The sequence below is a fragment of the Leifsonia sp. NPDC058194 genome, from assembly GCF_042883605.1.
Lineage (GTDB): Bacteria > Actinomycetota > Actinomycetes > Actinomycetales > Microbacteriaceae > Leifsonia.
Window position 1 is genome coordinate 592,625 of sequence record NZ_JBHVVL010000002.1, and the last position, 15,976, is coordinate 608,600.

General features: G+C 69.9%; 22 protein-coding genes and 2 pseudogenes. 14 read left to right on the plus strand and 10 right to left on the minus strand.

Annotated elements, in window-relative coordinates; translation table 11 throughout:
* Positions 1–10: 10 nt before the first annotated feature.
* The 3 genes from ACFVU2_RS09570 (at position 11) to ACFVU2_RS09580 (ending at position 1,849) form a co-directional block, all read left to right on the plus strand.
* The gene (locus ACFVU2_RS09570; protein WP_387873306.1) at positions 11–913 is read left to right on the plus strand and encodes a patatin-like phospholipase family protein; all 903 of its coding nucleotides are present in this window, start codon (positions 11–13) and stop codon (positions 911–913) included.
* Positions 914–1,061: 148 nt separating this feature from the next.
* The gene (locus ACFVU2_RS09575) at positions 1,062–1,202 is read left to right on the plus strand and encodes an MBL fold metallo-hydrolase (protein ID WP_387873308.1); all 141 of its coding nucleotides are present in this window, start codon (positions 1,062–1,064) and stop codon (positions 1,200–1,202) included.
* Between the two features lie 17 nt (positions 1,203–1,219).
* The gene (locus ACFVU2_RS09580; RefSeq protein ID WP_387873310.1) at positions 1,220–1,849 is read left to right on the plus strand and encodes an MBL fold metallo-hydrolase; all 630 of its coding nucleotides are present in this window, start codon (positions 1,220–1,222) and stop codon (positions 1,847–1,849) included.
* A 22-nt stretch (positions 1,850–1,871) separates the two neighbouring features.
* Here the strand turns inward: ACFVU2_RS09580 and ACFVU2_RS09585 are convergent, their stop codons facing one another.
* Together ACFVU2_RS09585 and ACFVU2_RS09590 are read right to left on the minus strand one after the other, a co-directional pair.
* On the minus strand, positions 1,872–2,723 hold the full coding sequence (locus tag ACFVU2_RS09585; RefSeq protein WP_387873311.1) for an aldo/keto reductase: 852 nt from the start codon (positions 2,721–2,723) through the stop codon (positions 1,872–1,874).
* A 58-nt stretch (positions 2,724–2,781) separates the two neighbouring features.
* Positions 2,782–3,508 (minus strand): annotated as a pseudogene (locus ACFVU2_RS09590) (SDR family oxidoreductase).
* A 124-nt stretch (positions 3,509–3,632) separates the two neighbouring features.
* Between ACFVU2_RS09590 and ACFVU2_RS09595 the strand changes: the two are divergent.
* A complete protein-coding gene (locus ACFVU2_RS09595) occupies positions 3,633–4,535 on the plus strand; it encodes a helix-turn-helix domain-containing protein (RefSeq protein WP_387873313.1) in 903 nt (300 codons plus the stop codon).
* Entirely contained in the window at positions 4,532–4,855 is a 324-nt protein-coding gene (locus ACFVU2_RS09600) for a carboxymuconolactone decarboxylase family protein (RefSeq protein WP_387873315.1), read from the plus strand. The genes ACFVU2_RS09595 and ACFVU2_RS09600 overlap by 4 nt, the downstream gene beginning before the upstream one ends.
* Before the next feature lie 38 nt (positions 4,856–4,893).
* Here ACFVU2_RS09600 and ACFVU2_RS09605 read toward each other — a convergent pair whose 3' ends face one another.
* The 3 genes from ACFVU2_RS09605 to ACFVU2_RS09615 all read right to left on the minus strand — a co-directional run bounded on the left by ACFVU2_RS09605 (position 4,894) and on the right by ACFVU2_RS09615 (position 7,011).
* Entirely contained in the window at positions 4,894–6,231 is a 1,338-nt protein-coding gene (locus ACFVU2_RS09605; RefSeq protein ID WP_387873316.1) for an alpha/beta hydrolase family protein, read from the minus strand.
* Positions 6,232–6,361: 130 nt separating this feature from the next.
* Positions 6,362–6,541, minus strand: a complete 180-nt coding sequence (locus ACFVU2_RS09610; protein WP_387873318.1) for a hypothetical protein — start codon at positions 6,539–6,541, stop codon at positions 6,362–6,364.
* Between the two features lie 62 nt (positions 6,542–6,603).
* Complete coding sequence (locus tag ACFVU2_RS09615) at positions 6,604–7,011, minus strand: hypothetical protein (RefSeq protein ID WP_387873320.1); 408 nt, start codon at positions 7,009–7,011, stop codon at positions 6,604–6,606.
* 293 nt (positions 7,012–7,304) lie between these two features.
* On the opposite strand from ACFVU2_RS09615, the gene ACFVU2_RS09620 reads away from it, so the two are divergent.
* The 5 genes from ACFVU2_RS09620 to ACFVU2_RS09640 all read left to right on the plus strand — a co-directional run bounded on the left by ACFVU2_RS09620 (position 7,305) and on the right by ACFVU2_RS09640 (position 10,551).
* Positions 7,305–8,759, plus strand: coding sequence for a P-loop NTPase fold protein (locus tag ACFVU2_RS09620; RefSeq protein ID WP_387873322.1), 1,455 nt, complete (start codon positions 7,305–7,307; stop codon positions 8,757–8,759).
* A gap of 40 nt (positions 8,760–8,799) precedes the next feature.
* Positions 8,800–9,264 (plus strand): DUF1801 domain-containing protein, encoded by a 465-nt coding sequence (locus tag ACFVU2_RS09625; RefSeq protein WP_387873324.1) that lies wholly within the window; start codon positions 8,800–8,802, stop codon positions 9,262–9,264.
* Entirely contained in the window at positions 9,261–9,794 is a 534-nt protein-coding gene (locus tag ACFVU2_RS09630; RefSeq protein ID WP_387873326.1) for a hypothetical protein, read from the plus strand. The genes ACFVU2_RS09625 and ACFVU2_RS09630 overlap by 4 nt, the downstream gene beginning before the upstream one ends.
* A gap of 207 nt (positions 9,795–10,001) precedes the next feature.
* Positions 10,002–10,208: a hypothetical protein gene (locus ACFVU2_RS09635; protein ID WP_387873327.1), complete on the plus strand. Its 207-nt coding sequence runs from the start codon at positions 10,002–10,004 to the stop codon at positions 10,206–10,208.
* Between the two features lie 43 nt (positions 10,209–10,251).
* A complete protein-coding gene (locus ACFVU2_RS09640) occupies positions 10,252–10,551 on the plus strand; it encodes a hypothetical protein (RefSeq protein WP_387873329.1) in 300 nt (99 codons plus the stop codon).
* Here ACFVU2_RS09640 and ACFVU2_RS09645 read toward each other — a convergent pair.
* Both ACFVU2_RS09645 and ACFVU2_RS09650 read right to left on the minus strand, forming a co-directional pair.
* Positions 10,538–11,002 carry a hypothetical protein gene (locus tag ACFVU2_RS09645; RefSeq protein ID WP_387873331.1) on the minus strand — a complete coding sequence of 155 codons (465 nt, stop codon included), beginning with the start codon at positions 11,000–11,002 and terminating at the stop codon, positions 10,538–10,540. The genes ACFVU2_RS09640 and ACFVU2_RS09645 overlap by 14 nt on opposite strands.
* Before the next feature lie 285 nt (positions 11,003–11,287).
* Positions 11,288–12,418, minus strand: a complete 1,131-nt coding sequence (locus ACFVU2_RS09650; protein WP_387873333.1) for an MFS transporter — start codon at positions 12,416–12,418, stop codon at positions 11,288–11,290.
* Between ACFVU2_RS09650 and ACFVU2_RS09655 the strand changes: the two genes are divergently transcribed.
* Positions 12,417–12,566 carry a hypothetical protein gene (locus ACFVU2_RS09655; protein WP_387873335.1) on the plus strand — a complete coding sequence of 50 codons (150 nt, stop codon included), beginning with the start codon at positions 12,417–12,419 and terminating at the stop codon, positions 12,564–12,566. The genes ACFVU2_RS09650 and ACFVU2_RS09655 overlap by 2 nt on opposite strands.
* A gap of 11 nt (positions 12,567–12,577) precedes the next feature.
* Here the strand turns inward: ACFVU2_RS09655 and ACFVU2_RS09660 are convergent, their stop codons facing one another.
* Positions 12,578–12,988 (minus strand): cupin domain-containing protein, encoded by a 411-nt coding sequence (locus ACFVU2_RS09660; RefSeq protein WP_387873337.1) that lies wholly within the window; start codon positions 12,986–12,988, stop codon positions 12,578–12,580.
* The gene (locus tag ACFVU2_RS09665; protein WP_387873339.1) at positions 12,985–13,857 is read right to left on the minus strand and encodes a helix-turn-helix transcriptional regulator; all 873 of its coding nucleotides are present in this window, start codon (positions 13,855–13,857) and stop codon (positions 12,985–12,987) included. Before ACFVU2_RS09665 ends, ACFVU2_RS09660 begins: the two co-directional genes overlap by 4 nt.
* A 101-nt stretch (positions 13,858–13,958) precedes the next feature.
* Between ACFVU2_RS09665 and ACFVU2_RS09670 the strand changes: the two genes are divergently transcribed.
* The 3 genes from ACFVU2_RS09670 to ACFVU2_RS09680 are packed head-to-tail and all read left to right on the plus strand — an operon-like array spanning position 13,959 to position 15,559.
* Positions 13,959–14,333, plus strand: coding sequence for a DUF2255 family protein (locus ACFVU2_RS09670; RefSeq protein WP_387873340.1), 375 nt, complete (start codon positions 13,959–13,961; stop codon positions 14,331–14,333).
* 11 nt (positions 14,334–14,344) lie between these two features.
* The gene (locus ACFVU2_RS09675; RefSeq protein ID WP_387873342.1) at positions 14,345–14,698 is read left to right on the plus strand and encodes a carboxymuconolactone decarboxylase family protein; all 354 of its coding nucleotides are present in this window, start codon (positions 14,345–14,347) and stop codon (positions 14,696–14,698) included.
* Positions 14,699–14,701: 3 nt separating this feature from the next.
* Complete coding sequence (locus ACFVU2_RS09680; RefSeq protein WP_387873344.1) at positions 14,702–15,559, plus strand: aldo/keto reductase; 858 nt, start codon at positions 14,702–14,704, stop codon at positions 15,557–15,559.
* Between the two features lie 194 nt (positions 15,560–15,753).
* Here ACFVU2_RS09680 and ACFVU2_RS09685 read toward each other — a convergent pair.
* Positions 15,754–15,966, minus strand: a pseudogene (locus ACFVU2_RS09685) (aquaporin); the annotation flags it as partial.
* Positions 15,967–15,976 lie beyond the last annotated feature (10 nt).

Sequence of the window (15,976 nt, forward strand, 5' to 3'; positions counted from 1 at the left end):
AGCTACGACCATGAATCCTTCCCCTCAGAACCACCCGGATCTCCCGCGCACCGCGCTCGTCCTCGGCGGAGGCGGCTCCGCCGGCAACGCCTGGCTCATCGGCGTCATCGCCGGACTGCACGACGGCGGCCTCGACGTGTCCGACGCCGACCTGATCGTCGGCACCTCGGCCGGATCGACCGCCGCGTTGCAGATCACGGGCGCCCCGCCCGCCCGCCTGTACGCCGACATCGTCGACGCGCCTCCTCGGCCGCGCCCCGCTACCGGCGGTGCGCACCGCGGGCCCATCCCGGTCGACCACCTGGCGCGGACAGCCGCGATCATCGCCGCATCGACAGGCCTGGAGGACATGCGCCGCCGGATGGGCGCGGGCGCCGTCGAACTGCTCGATGCCTCCGACGGAACCTGGAACGACCAGTGGCGCGCCACGGTCGCCACCCGGCTCCCGAGTCCGGACTGGCCCGGCCGGCGCATCCTGATCACCGCCGTCGACGCCGACACCGGCGAGCCGGTGGTGTTCGATCGCGCGAGCGGAGTGTCGCCCGTCGACGCGGTGGCGGCGAGCTGCGCCGGCGGCCTGCCCTTCGCCATCGGCGAGCGCCGGTACATCGACGGCGGCTACCGCACGAATGCGGAGAACGCCGACCTGGCGGCCGGAGCTCGGCGGGTGCTCGTGCTCTCGCCGTTCGGCGGACGGTCGCGGCTGCCGCAGGAGTGGGGCGCCTGGCTGGAGGCGCAGCTCACGGAGCTGCGCGCGCGGGGGAGTGAGGTGGACACGATCTACCCCGACGCCGCGTCGCTCGCCGCTTTCGGCGACAACATGATGGACCTGGCGACGCGCATACCGGCCGCCCGCGCCGGGCATGCGCTGGGTCGCTCCCTCGCCGAGACGCTCGGGGCGTTCTGGCGGTAGCCGCACTCCACGCTCGTCCTCCGCTCTCGTCCTCCGCCCTGGCCCTCCCGCGCGGGCGGGGGATGAGGCGGCCCGGCGGAAGAGAACGCAAGAGGTCAGAGCCGAGTAGGCTGCGCGGCATGATCGCTTCCCGCCCTCGGGTCCGCTCGTGCTGAGCACGGTCGCTCCCGGCGTGTCCGTGCACGAGAGCACGTTCTGCCAGAGCAACACCGTGGTCGTGGAGGGGGCGGGCGGCGTGCTGCTCGTCGATCCGGGCTCCTCGGCGACGAGCTGGAGTGCCTCGCGCTAGACCTCGGCGACCAGGTCGTGCTCGCCGGGTTCTCGACGCACCCGCATTGGGACCACCTGCTCTGGCATCCCGCCTTCGGCACCCCGCCGCGATACGGCACCGCCCTGGCCGCGACGACGGCCCGGGAGCGACTGGCCGGCGGGATCGACGGCCGCCGCTTCGGCATCCCGGAGGACACGCCACTCGACCTGCTGGGCGACCTCACCGCGCTCCCGGACGCGGCCGCTCGCATCCCGTGGGACGGGCCGGAGCTCCGCATCGTCGAGCACCGGGCGCACGCGCCCGGACACGCCGCCCTCCTGATCGAGGAGAGCGGGGTCCTGGTGGCAGGGGACATGCTCTCCGACGTGCTGATCCCGATGCTGGACCTGTCCGGCGCCGCCGACCCGATCGGCGACTACCTCGGCGCGCTCGACCTGCTCGAGCGTGCGGCGGGCGATGCGACCGCCGTCATCCCGGGTCACGGATCCGTCGGAGGCGTCGGTCAGGTGCGTGCCCGGATCGCCGCCGACCGCGCGTACGTCGACGCCCTGCGCTCCTGTCGCGAACCCGACGACTCCCGGATCGGCCCGGCGGCCGCGCCCGGCTGGGAGTGGGTCGGCGAGGTGCACGCGCGTCAGCGGGATCGGCTGCAGCAGCTCGGCTGATCGCGGGCGACCGCTCCGGCGATCAGCTCTCGAGACGCCGCGCGCTGAGCCACCGGACCATCTCGGGGTCGGCGTGGTCGAAGAACTGCGACTGCCCGGTGTGGAGTTCGGCGATGCGGGCCATCTCGTCCTCGGTGAGTTCGAAGCCGAACACGTCGATGTTCTGCGCCATCCGGCCCGGGTCGACCGACTTCGGGATGACGACGATCTCGCGCTGGATCATCCAGCGCAGCACGACCTGGGCGACCGACACGTCGTGTGCTGCACCGATCGCGGTCAGGACCTCGTTGGAGAAGAGCCCGTTCTTGCCCTCCGCGAAGGGCCCCCACGACTCGAGCTGTACCCCTTCGGCCCGCATCAGCTCCTGGTACTCGACGTTCTGCCGGAACGGGTGCGTCTCGATCTGGTTGACGGCCGGGACGATGTCGTTGTTGATGATCAGGTCGAGCAGTTGATCCGGCGCGAAGTTGGAGACGCCGATCGCGCGGGCGCGGCCCTCCCTGTTGAGCTCCTGCATGGCCCGCCACTGCGCGTAGTAGTCGCCGAACGGCTGGTGGATGAGGTACAGATCGACATGGTCCAGGCCCAGGTGCGCCAGGGAGGCGTCGAACGCACGCCGGGTGTTTGCCTCGGCCGGGGCGTCCTGCACCCAGAGCTTGGTCGTGACGAACAGCTGGTCGCGCGGGATTCCGGAGGCGGCGATCGCCGCGCCGACGGCCCGCTCGTTGCCGTAGGCGGCCGCGGTGTCGATCGAGCGATAGCCGGCGGCGAGCGCGGCCTCGACCGCCTGCTGGGTCTGGTCGTCGGCGATCTGGAAGACGCCGAAGCCGAGGATCGGCATCTCGACGCCGTTGTTCAGAGTGACTGCGTGCATGAGGGTCCTTCGTCGTTCGCGGGGTTGGATGTCCGGGTCGGTGGCAGGGGCGCGGAGGTCAGAGCTGCTGCCCCGCCGGCCGCAGGAGCACCTCGTGGATGGCGAGGCGCTTCGGCCGGCTGACCACGAACTCGATGACATCGGCGACGTCGTCCGCGGTGACCTCGACCTGGCTGTACGCCTGCTCGGCGCCCGCTTTCGTCGCCGCGTGGGTGATGTGCTGCGGCAGCTCGGTGGCGACCGCTCCCGGCTCGATGAGGGTGACGCGCACGTCGGGGAGCAGCTCCTGGCGCAGCGACTCCGACCAGCCGTTGATGCCCCACTTGGTGGCCGCGTAGACCCCGTTGCCGGCGCGCGCGGTGCGTCCGGCGACCGACGAGATGTTGACGAGTTCGCCGCCGCCGTCCGTCAGCTGGTCGAGGAAGACCTCGGTGGTCGTGATCGCGCCGAGCAGGTTGGTCTCGATCATGGCGCGGTAGTCGTCGCGCTGCTCGGGGCCGAACGGGCCGAGGAGCATGACCCCGGCGTTGTTGACGAGCACGTCGACACGCCCCATCGTCGCGCACGCGCTCCGCTGCCGCGACGAGCCCGTCGCGGTCGGTGACGTCGGCCTGGACGGCGATGGAGCCGTTCGCGAGCTCGTCGGCCACCGCGGTGATCCGATCGAGGCGGCGCGCGAGCAGGGCGATGCGGTAGCCCTTCGCCGCCAGCGCGCGGGCCGTGGCCTCGCCGATGCCGGAGGACGCTCCGGTGATGACGGCGACGGGAGTCGAGGAGTCGGTCATGGTGTTTCCGTTCTGATCGTGGACACCCCCAGTCCACCCCCGTTCCCAGCCGCGCGACAGGGGGCCGTCTTACCGGTACTGGCAGACCCTCCTTCCCGGGAGCATCCGGACGTAGCGTGGAGGCATGGACAACGAGACCGAGGTGCGCGACTTCCTCACCAACCGGCGCGGTCGCCTGGCCCCGGAGCAGGTGGGACTCATCGGCGGCGGCCGGCGACGCGTGCCCGGGCTGCGCCGAGAGGAGGTCGCCCTGCTCGCCGGGGTGAGCTCCGACTACTACGTGCGGATCGAGCGGGGGAGCCTGGCGGGCGTCTCTCCGGAGATCCTCGACGCGATCGCCGGCGCCCTGCAGCTCTCCGACGCCGAGACCGAGCACCTGCACGACCTCGCCCGGGCCGCGGCCCCGGCCCCGATCCGGCGGAGGACCCGTACGGCCGAGCCGACGGTCCGTCCCTCCGTGCAGTGGATGCTGGACGCCATCACGGCTGCGCCGGCCTGGGTGCTCAACCCGCGCAAGGACACCCTCGCGATCAACGCCCTCGGCCGCGCATTGCTCGGGCCGATGCTCGACGATCCGGCGACGCAGGGCAACGGCGCCCGGTTCCTCTTCCTCAGCCCGGCGTCGCGGCTCTTCTATCCGGATTGGGAGCGCTCCGCCGACAGCACCGTCGCGTCGATGCGGATCGCCGCCGGCCAGAATCCGCACGACAAGGGCCTCACCGACCTCATCGGCGAGCTGGTGACCCGCAGCGACGCCTTCCGGCACCGCTGGGCGAAGCACGACGTCCGCCACCACCGCACCGGCCCGAAGCGCATCGTCCACCCCGAGGTCGGCGAGCTGGAGTTCACCTTCGAGGGGATGGACCTGCCGGGCACACCGGGCTGGTCGCTCTTCGTCTTCACGGCCGAACCCGGATCCGCGACCGAGGAGCGCCTGACGCTTCTCGGAACCCTCGCCGCCTCGCACGACACCGTCGCAGCGTCCGCCCCAACGGCAGCATCCATGACAACGAAGGAAGCCTCATGACCGGCACCAACCCGCGCGTCGCCCCCGACCTCATCCGGCAGCACGCCCCGAAGCTCGCCGACCTGACCGACGACGTGCTCTTCGCCGACGTCTGGGAGCGTCCCGAGCTCTCGCCGCGCGACCGCAGTCTCATCACGGTGGCGGCGCTGGTCTCGCTCGGCCGGGACGCGCAGCTCTCCGGCCACCTGCGCCGGGCGCTCGCCAACGGGGTCACCGTGGAGGAGCTGGCCGAGACGATCACCCACCTCGCGTTCTACGCCGGATGGCCTGCAGCGATGAGCGCCACGGGGGTGCTCGCGAGCGTCACCGACGACGAGTAGGTGGCTCCGAGTCGCGCGTCCGGCGGCGGACGGCCGGTTCAGCCGACGGACCCCAGACGGCTCAGTGCCCGGGTGTCGATCGGCCGCACCGTCTCGACCGCGGTGACCAGCAGGAGCGTCGCCTGCGCCGCGCGGCGTGCACCGTCGGGACCGTCGGCACCCGTGATCCCCGGTACCGGGCCGATCAGGCGTCCCGCATCCATCATCCCGAGGTGGGCGACGCCGTCGAGGGTCACGCGCGCGCCGACAGCGCCTGCGAGGATGCCGTCGAGCGCCGTCTGGTACTCCGGGTTCGAGTCCATGTCGCCGGCGACGACGGCCAGCAGCGGCCGGTCCAATCGGGTGTCTGCGGGGGAGCGCGGCATGCCGTCGACGTCGACCACTCCCGCGATCCGGTCGTCGAGCCGGGCCGCCTCCACCGCGGTCGCGCCGCCGGCGGAGTGCCCGGCGGCGATGATCGTGCTCCGGTCCGCGCCGGCCAGCTCGGGAGTGCTCGCCGCGACGCTCTGCAGGTGGTCGATGACGGCACGGACGTCCGCCGCCCGGACGCCGACCGCGCGGTCCGCGGCGGCCTGATCGGCCGCATCGTCGCCGGTCGACTCCGCCTCGTCGACGGCGGTGGTCCCGTCCGCGAGCTCGGTCGCGGCGGCGTCGTACGGATGGTCGACGGCGATCACGATCACGCCGTTGCTGGCGAGCTCTTCCGCCCAGGAGGTGAAGAACCAGCGCGTGCTGGCGAAGCCGGGCGACGCGACGACGACCGGGAAGGACCCGTGGGCGGCCGCGCCCTGCCACGTCGCCGGGCTCGTCGCACGCAGCAGGCCGTCGAACAGGATGCGCGGCAGGCCGTACTGCTGGGCCAGAGCCTTCGTGAGCGCGATCGACGCCGCGTCGCGCGGGAGGTACGGGGACGACGGGCCGGGTTCTGCCGCCGGATACCAGATGGTCACCGGCAGCGAGCGTTCCTGACCGGGAGTGCTGCCCCCGTGCGCGTCGCGGGACGGGTCGGTCCAGACATGCGCGCTGACGCCCACGGCGTGCGGTCCGCTCGGGGTCGGGACGGACATCGGCGGGAGTGCCCACGCGACGCCGCCGACACCGACCGCGCCGAGCACCACGACGGCCACGCCGGCGATCGCGAGCTTCGGCAGCCTCCCGGAGCGCGCCCACACCACGACGCCGGCGGACGCGACGGCGACGAGGCCCGCTGCGACCAGGGGAGGCCGTGGGCCTTCGAGTGCGAACGCGACGGCGAGGAGCACCACGGCTGCGCCGCCGGTGATGGCGCCGGGGAGCACACTCCGGCGTCGAGTGGCGACGCCGACGACGAGCGCGGCGATGACGAGGGCGGTTGCGGAGAGATCGATCCAAGGCACATCGTCACCGTAGATTCGCGGCACCGGCGTCCGCGTCCGTCCCGGGATGCGCTCGCGTCATTCCTCCGGATGATTCGCCGCGCGTTGACGGTCAGCCGGTCGACGGCCCGCATGCCGGTTCTCCCGTGCGCTACGGCCGGTACTCGTCCTTGGGTGGCAGGTAGAGGTCTTTCGCGCCGGGCTCGGCGCCGTGCCCGCCGTTCATCCCGCTGACGACGCTGGTCAGCACCGTCGCCACCCGCTCGAGCAGCCGGGACGCGAATCGACCCACCGCCGCGAGGATGCGCCGCACCCTGTTCCAGAACCCCATCGGTACCCCCGTCCGTTGGGTCGAGGGTACCGGGATTCCCCTCGTCGCCACGAGGGCCGGTGTCAGTCGCCGCTCGGCGCGACGTCCTGGCTCGCGGCGCGGCGGCGCAGCCGCGTCCACGCCCAGCCCGCCCCGAGGGCGACCACGAACAGGGGGAGTGCCTCCATGATCGGGATCGCCGACCCCGCGGCGACCTCGACGACGCCGATCGTCGCGATCGCCGCGAAGGCGGCGAGCGAGACGAGCCCGCAGGCCACCGTCCAGACGATCAGCCGGCGATGCTCCCGCGCCGTCACGATCACCACGCGCACCCAGGTCGAGTCGGTCGCGCGCCACCGGACGCCGTCCAGGTCCAGCGCGACCGATCCGGGCTGCACGTCCTCGGCTTTCGGCAGGCCGACGGGGGCTGCGGGGAGTCCGTGGCGCAGTCCGCCCGACAGGAAGACCGGGTCCGGCTTCTGATCGGTCATGCGCGCGCCTTTCCACCTGCTCGTCGACGCGCGGAAGTCGCCGCGCGCATTACCAGTATGCGTCCGCCGACCGGTGACGATCGGCCGTTTGCGCCCTCGCCCGCTGAGAGGTGCGGCCGACCAGAATTCCTGCGTTCACGGATCCACCATCCGGGGTCGGAACTGCCCCTTGCCGGGAGTCCCTCCCGCACCATGTTCCCTCCCCGCATCATGACCCCTCTTCGTCCGCTCGAGGGCCCCTCCCGGGGTCCGCTACACTCGGCCATCGGCCGCACCACTCACCAGGAGGTCCTGTGCACGTCGCCAATCGGATCGTCGCAGATGTGCCCACGTCGCGCCCAGGATTGGGATTCGAGGACTACGCGGAGGCTCTCGCCGAGGCCATCTTTTCTGCGGCGGAACCGCAATTCACCGTCGGACTTTACGGCAAGTGGGGGAGCGGCAAGTCGTCGCTGCTGAAGGCCATCGAACGGCTGCTCGGCGATCGAGCAGACGTTCTCACGGTCGAGTTCGATGCGTGGCGGTACCAGCGAACGCAGGAGATCGTCATCCCGCTCCTGCACGCGGTCCATTCCGCGGCACAGGCCAGCGACCCCGCCTTGGCGGCGTCGATCTGGCGGCTGGTGAAGGCGTTCGGCAAGAGTCTCGGCTTCAAGATTCCGGTCGTCGGCGCCGAGTTCTCCATCGACGATGTGGCGAAGGCCTGGAATGACGAAGGTGAACCAGCCGTCGCGCTTGACGATGCGTTCGCGCGCCCCTTCCACGAACTTCGGCGCGTGGGCGAGGAGCTTGGGGAGCGACGCATCGTCATCTTCGTCGACGATCTGGACCGTTGCACGTCTGAGAACGTGGTCGCGATGCTCGAATCGATCAATGTGATCACTGATGTGCGCGGGTTCGTCTTCGTCCTCGCACTGGACTACGACGTACTAGTCCAGGCAGTGAAGAACCGCTACCCGCATGCGAGCGGACACGAGTTCATAGAGAAGATCATCCAGGTTCCCTTCCGCATCCCTCGGATCGCGAGCGACGATCCTGCTGCGCTCGAGACGCTCGTTCCCGGTTTCCAGACGCTCGATCATCTGGTGGGAATCCGCGATCAGCTGCAAAATGCCGCCGATATCGTGTTCCTGGGCAATCCCCGTTCCGTCAAGCGGTTCATCAACGCGTTGACCCTCTCGATGAGGGTCCTCTCCGCCCGGCGGATCGAGTTCGATGCCGGCACGCTTTCCCAGCTGCTCGCGCTCGAATTGCGCTGGCCCGACGAGTTCCGAGATGTCCGCACAGCGGTCAGCGCGGGCGACGCCGACCCCCTGCAGGTTCTCAGGGAGAGCGAGGATGACGCGTTGCGCTCGTTCGCGGGCCAGGTCCCGCTGTCGACCGCGGACGCCCTCGACCCCCTCCTGCGGTTCACAGCCTCCGTGGCCGAGACCGTCTCGGCCCCGGAGAGCGTCGAGGTCGAGGCAGAGGAACGCCTCACCCGCTCAGAGATCGGCAGAGAGCGCGTCGAGAGCGAGCTCGCCGACCTCGGCTTCGAACTGCATTCCCGGAGCAGCAGCGCGTACTACCACGCGCAGGTGGCGGGTTTCCGGGTCGTCGTCGCGAAGCAGGTCGTTCGTATCGAGCGAGAGCTGGGAGACCGGAACAGCGGCCGACCGTGGTCCCTGGTCGCCTCCTACCGCTTCACGACCGAGCTCGAGACCGGCTTGGAAGCGATTGCCGCCCTTCTGCCGGGACCGACGCCGTGAGCGCTGCCGCACGACCGCCGCGCCGGACTACGATCGCGCCATGACGCGCGATCGAATGGATGGAGACTCCTCCGGCGGCGCAGCGCTTCCCCAGGCGATGACCGGCCGTGCGAGCCCGGCCAAGGCCGCGGTGGGCGACAAGCCGGTCTTCGCGTACATCGCGAGCCTGCCGCAGCCGCAGCGGGGGATCGCGGAGGCGGTCGACGCGCTGGCCGCCGCGACGCTTCCCGGCTTGCAGCGCTCGGTGAAATGGGGCATGGCCTACTACGGCGTCGGCGACGGCTGGTGCTTCAGCTGCGGCGGATTCGCCGTTCATGTGAAGCTCATGTTCATCAACGGCGTCGACCTCGACCCGGTCCCTCCCGTCACGCCCGTCGGCATGGGCAAGGCCACCCGGGGTGTCGAGCTCGCCTCCCTCGACGAGATCGACGACGCCCAGCTCGCGACCTGGATGCGACAGGTCACGTCCGTACCCGGGGTCGGGGGAGGGAAGCGGAAGGCGTGAGCGATGTCCCGACGTCAGGAGGCGAGGTGAGCACCGCCGGGCTGGACATCGTGAGCGGCCCACGGCTGGAGCCGCGCCCGGCCGTCGCGACCCTCGGCATCCGCGAGACCGTCCCGTTCCGGACGATGCTCTCGAACCGCGACCGGATGCTGGCAGAGCTGATCCAGTGGCTCGACGATCATGGGGTCGAACCACGCGGGCCCTTCTTCCTGCGACTCCACGTCGTGAACATGTCCGACCGGATGCAGATCGAGGTCGGCGTCGTGGGGGAGTCCGCTGCCGCGGACGGCCGCGTCGAGGCCGGCCTCATACCGGCGGGGGAGTATGCCGTACTCGCGTACCGGGCGAAGTCGCTCGCCGCGAATCGGCTCCTGCACGCCTGGGTTCGCGAGCAGGGTCTCGTCCTGGACACGCAGCCGCACCCGGAGGGCGAGGCGTTCGCCGCCCGCTGCGAGATCTACCTGACCGACCCTCGCACGGAACCCCGCAAGACGCGCTGGGTCGTCGAACTTGCGTTCCTCACCCGCTGACCGTCGGTTCGCGCGAGACCGATGTCACCCACACCGCGATGAGCGCGGCGCAGTTGACACCAGACCGCGTCCGGGAACTGGATGAGCAGGCCGATCACCTGTCGCCTCAGGCGATGACGCGAAGGAATCGGCATGAACTCTGGGAAGAGATTGGCTGGAGTGGGCGCGGTGACCGTCGCACGAGCCGAGTCGGCTCATGCGCCTCTGATGGGGCGGTGTCGAGATCGCCCGCAGCTGGCCGGCTCGGTCTTCTTCGTGGCGTTCGGGGTCGGCACGTACGTCGAGCTGATCTCCGTCAACGTGATCGCTGCGATCCCGGTGCCGCACTTCGCCTGGGCTGCAGCCTGGCTGACGTTCACCCGAGCGCTGCGGACCCGCGCTCGACGGCGCATCGATCACCCGAACGACATGTGAGGCAGGGGAGTGCACGGCTGCATGGGACACGACGGAGGCCATCGTGACGGAGCCGATACGCGAACTCGAGTCGATCGTGCGCGATATCGAAGGCGAGTTCGCCGACGCTGTTGCCGGTCCGCGCACCTTCGACGGCTACGACGACCCTGACCGCGGAGCGGATTGGGCTCTCGGCGTCGTGCGCGACGTGGCTCGCCTCGGACTGCGCACCGAGCGTCGGACGCGCTGGGGCGTGCCGTGGGGGAGCGCGACCGTGCTCGGAGCCGAACCCGGCGACGCAGCGGCAGTGCGCAGCATCACGGTCGTCCGATCCTGGACGCCGTGGATCCTTACCGGCCGGTAGGCATCGTGGCCGCCGCGGCCGCAGGCATCGGGAACGCATCCACCAGGATCCAGCGGTGGCCCTGATCGTCGGTCTCCCGCCGCAGCTGCAGGAGCACGCCTGCAGGGGAGGGGACCAGGGGGTGCTTGCCGCTCAGCAGCTTCTTCGCCGGGGTTCCGCCGTGCCCGAAGCGTGTCAACGCATCGTCGAGCTCCCGGCGGGTCGCGGACTGGTAACCGAACGCGATCATGGCGCAGACGAATCCGATGACAGCGACGAGGATCCACAGTGCGAGAGCGATGAAAATGGGGGAGAAGTCGCGAGTCGACATCGTGATCGGCCAGAGCAGCAGCGTGGCCAGCGCCCCGGCCACCGTCAGACACTGGAACACGATCTGCGCGATCAGCCACCCCCTGGTCTTTCCGGACCGTGGATCCGGGATGGCGATTCCGCTCGTCGCTGGTTGGATCATTTCCCCCGCCTTTCACCGCCGTGGCGCTGTGGTCAATCTACCGGGTCCCTGTTCTCGCGGTGGGCTCGGCGGTAGCTGTCGTTGTCCCGCTGCCGCGGTGCGCGCAGATGCGAAGATTGCCTTTTGCGGCTGGGCGGTCTGGCAGTGTGCGGCGTCGTACATCGCATCGCGCCACCATGCGTCGAGTGGTGAGGTTTCCTATTCGTGAGCGGCGTATTCGTGCGGGTCGAAGCCAAGATGGATGTCGCCGATCATCCGCTGATCGGGGAGGCACGCCTGTAGCCGTCAGCTGCGTGGCTTGGGGCTGCGCGCGGCGACGAGGGTAACGAACCACGCGACCGCGGCGAGGGCTGCGTAGCCAGCCGTGATCGCTGGGAGGGAGACGATGCGGCTGAGCTGCCCTGAGATCAGCGCCGGGATGGCTGAGCCGGTGTAGCTGATGGCATAGATGACCGCGAGGAGTCCCGCTCGCTCGACTGGTTCGGCCTCAGGGAGAAGCGTGCTCATGCTTCCGGCGGTTGCGAGTCCCATGCCGATACCTCCGAGGACCCCGGCGGTGAGGAAGAGAGGGAGGAGTCCCGCCGCGCTGGCGAAGGCGAGGCCTGTGCCTGCGACGGCGACGATGGTCATGCCGATCCGTTGCGCGGTGGCTGGGTTGAAGCGGCCGGCCGCGATTCCTCCCACGACGCTGGGCGCCATGTAGGAGGCGAAGACCGCGGCGGCGATCAGCGGGCTGTGGGATCCGAGGTCTTCTGCTGCGATCGAGGGTCCGAAGGAGTTGAAGTAGCCGCCGAACGCCCAGGTCGCTACGAAGATCGCGGCCGCCACAGGCAGGTAGGGGCGGGAGACGGCCGGCACTCGAAGCCGTGGGATGAGGGCTGCGAGCGCGCCTGGTGTGCGGGCGACGGTTTCGGGGCGCGTGCTGAGGGCAACGGCGCATCCTATGAGGAGTACCGCGAAGAGGATGTAGCTGAGTTCTCTGGGTGCTGGAGCGAACTGCACGAGCGCGGCGGAGATGAAGACTCCCAGGGCGAGGCCGACGGTCGAGGCCGCGGTGGCTACGGTCGCCACCAGCCAGCGTGGCCGGCCGGCGGCGGTGTCGACGGCGTAGGAACCGATCGCGCTCGAGGCGATTCCGGCGGCAAGTCCCTGCAGGGCGCGGCCGATGAGCAGCACGAGGAAGCCGTGCACGAAGAGAAGGGTGACGCATCCTGCTGTGGCGATCAGCAGCGCAGCGACGGAGACGGGGCGGCGGCCGTGATGGTTTGAGAGCCGTCCGAGTACGAGCAGCGCAAACACGGCGCACGCGAAGTACGCGACGGCGACGAGGGAGAATTCGTCGGGCGTGAGGCCGTCGACCCGACCGTACGTGTCGTAGAGAGGGATCGGGGTGGCGCCGGCGGCGAACACAGCCATGAAGGAGATCGTTGCAGCGATGAAGCCGCGTGAGGTCGCGTGGGGCACGGTGTCGGCAGAGGAGGAGGAAGTGGAGGTGGTGGTCATGTCATCCGCGAAGGGGACGAGCCCCGGAAGGAGGGGGCATCCGGGGCTCGTCGTCGAGTGAATCGGTAATGGTCAGGCTTGGGTGGTCCCGTTGAACTCGTCGTCGGTGATGTGCGCGAGCCAGGTGGTGGTGTCGGCGGGGTCGTCGGCGTTTTCGAGCATGGCGATGTGCTCCATGAAGCAGCCGGGGGCGGCGGCGTGCCAGTGCTCTTGTCCGGGCGGGGTGTAGAGGGTTTCGCCAGGGTGGACCTCGATGATCTGCCCGTCGCGGGTGCCGAAGCGGCCGACGCCCTGGGTGACGCGGAGGTACTGGCCTCTGGCGTGAGAGTGCCAGGCGGTGCGGGCGCCGGGTGCGAATCGGACGGTGGAGACGATCATACGCTGGTCGTCGTCGTGGGGGAGGGCGATCGGGTCGAGCCAGACGTCGCCGGCGAACTGTTCGGGCGGGTTCTTGGAAGTCGGGGTGCGGGGTTCGATGTTCATGCGTTCTCCTTCTTCGCCGAGGATGCGGCTTCGGTCGCGCCCCAGGACGCGAGGAGGCGTAGCCCGTCTTCGGAGGGCGTGCCGGGGTCGGCGCTGTAGGCGGTGAGGGTGAGGCCTGGCGCGCTCGGGATGTCGAGCGCGTCGAAGGCGAGGTGGAGGTCCCCGACGGCGGGGTGTCGGAAGTCCTTGTGTCCACCGCGGTGCAGGCGCACGTCGTGGCGGGCCCAGCGGGTGCGGAACTCGTCGGACCGGGTGGAGAGCTCGCCGACCAGGTCGGTGAGCGCCTTGTCGAACGGGTCTCGTCCGGCTTCGGTGTGGAGGATGGCTACGGCGGTGTCCGCGGCCTTCTCCCAGTCGGGGTAGAGGTTGTGGGAGCGGGGGTCGAGGAACTCGAACCGGGCGAGGTTCACCGGGTTCGTGCCGCTCGCATACGCCTCGGAGTAGAGCGCACGGCCGAGAGGGTTGACGGCGAGGATGTCGAGCCGACCGTTACGGACGAACGCGGGAACGCCTGCCATTGAGTCCAGAAGCCGCTGAATGCTCGGGGTGACTCCCAGGGCGGTCTTGCGACGCGGCCTGGCCGAGGGTGCCGCGGTGCGGGCGAGGTCGTACAGGTGTTCGGTCTCGGCTTCGTTCAGCTGGAGCGCGCGAGCGAGGGATTCGAGCACGCTGTCGGAGACCCCGCCGAGCGCGCCGCGTTCGAGCTTGGTGTAGTACTCGACCGAAACTCCGGCCAGCAGTGCGACCTCTTCGCGGCGGAGCCCGGGGACACGGCGAGTGCCGCCGAAAGTCGGTAGGCCCGCCTGCTCGGGGCTGAGCTTCGCCCGCCGGGTGGCGAGGAACTCGCGGATCTCGCTGCGGTTGTCCATGCGACCACGCTATGGCTGCGTTGTGCCTCCTGGGAGTCTCTGTCAGTACCTGTATCGGCAGAGTCTCCCGCGTGCCCCCGGACGAGGCGTTCACTGGAATCATGACCGATTGGACACCCGACGAATTGGAGCGTATCGGCTCCACCGACGACTTCCACATCTCGCCGTTCCGCGCCGATGGGACGACACTTGGCACCCCGACCTGGATCTGGTCGGTGGTAGTGGATGCCACTGTTTACGTGCGCGCCTACAACGGCACCGCCTCCCGCTGGTACGGCTCCGCCTCCACGCAGCGTGCGGGCCGCATCACCGCCGGCGGGCTCGAGAAGGACGTTCTCCTCACGCCCGGCCACGACGCGCAGCTCGATGCTCGCGTCGACGCGGCATACCAGGCGAAGTACAGCGACAGCCCCTACCTGCCTCCCATGCTGACCGACCGGGTCCGCGCGGCCACTGTCCGCGTCGACCCCCGCTGAAAAGGAACCCGATGACCGACAAGACGACAGGCTGGACCGGCGGACAGCGCGCATTCGGGGACTTCGCTCCCGGGCTGGTGCACTACACCGACAAGGTGCTGTTCGACGAGGTGTGGGAGCGGCCGCAGCTGTCCAAGCGCGACCGCAGCCTCGTCACGGTGGCGGCCCTGCTGACCGCGGGCAACGTCGAACAGCTGAACTTCCACCTCGCGTTCGCGAAGCAGAACGGCGCAACCCAAGAGGAACTGATCGAGGCGATCACGCACCTCGCCTTCTACGCCGGCTGGCCCAAGGCCATGTCGGCGATGACCGTGGCGAAGAACGTCTTCGCCGATGACAGCAACGACAACGAGCAGGAGAACTGAATCATGACGATCCTCGCCGAGACTTACACCCTCTCCAACGGTGTCCTGATCCCGAAGCTGGGATTCGGCACCTGGTTCATCGATGACGAGCGGGCCGCGCAGGCGGTCCGTGAGGCGATCGAGGCCGGCTACCGCAACATCGACACCGCGCAGGCATACGGCAACGAGCGCGGCGTGGGCGAGGGAGTCCGCACCAGCGGCGTCGCTCGCGACGAGCTGTTCGTCTCGACCAAACTGGCCGCCGAGATCAAGGACTACGAGGGCGCCGTCGCCGCGATCGACCGCTCGCTGGAGACCCTCGGGCTGGACTATATCGACCTGATGCTCATCCACAGCCCGCAGCCGTGGGACGACTTCCGCGGCGGCGACTACTCGGAAGGCAACCGCGCCGCCTGGCGCGCGCTCGAAGAGGCCTACCGAGGTGGCACGCTGCGCGCCATCGGCGTCTCCAACTTCCAGAACGCGGACATCGACAGCATCCTCGAGGGATCGACCGTTGCCCCGCACGCCAACCAGCTGCTCGTACACGTCGGCAACACCCCGGACGAGCTGCTCGCGTACGCGGCCGAGCACGACATCCTCGTGCAGGCGTACTCGCCGTTCGGCCACGGCGCGATCCTGAAGAACGACGAGCTGACCGAGATGGCGGACCGCTACGGCGTTTCGGTGCCGCAGCTCGCCCTCCGGTACACCATCCAGCTCGGCACGGTCCCGCTGCCCAAGACCGAGAACCCGGAGCACATGCGCAGCAACGCGGCGCTCGACTTCGTCCTCTCGGACGAGGACATGGCCAGCCTGCGCGGGCTCCACATTCGCGACTACGGCGACGACTCGGTCTTCCCGGTCTACAGCGGCAAATAGTCCATCAGTCGGTCGGGGCACGGGGAACGACCACCGTGCCGCGGCCGACTCTGTCATCGAGTGGCAACCTCACCACCAATCGTGCACGCCTTCGGCTACGCCGGCGGGCTGGTCCGGCTGGGGAGCATCGGTGAGGGAAACGTCGCGTTCACGGCGCTCGACGATCTGAAGATTTTCCATGTCGGTGCGGCGGCGTCGACGAGGGTGACGACCGGGTTGAGGTGGACAACGGAGCTGGGCGAGAAGACCAGGATGAGCACGGTCAGTCCGAGCGCGGTCGCGAGGGCGTTCTCGAGCAGTTGGAGGCCGGTGTCGTTCGAGGTGAGGTGCTGGGCGGCGATTCCCGACCCGACGACGACCGCCGTCAGTCCCGCGCTGCCGACGAACTCAGCCAGGGCTGGTCGGATGGTTGCAACG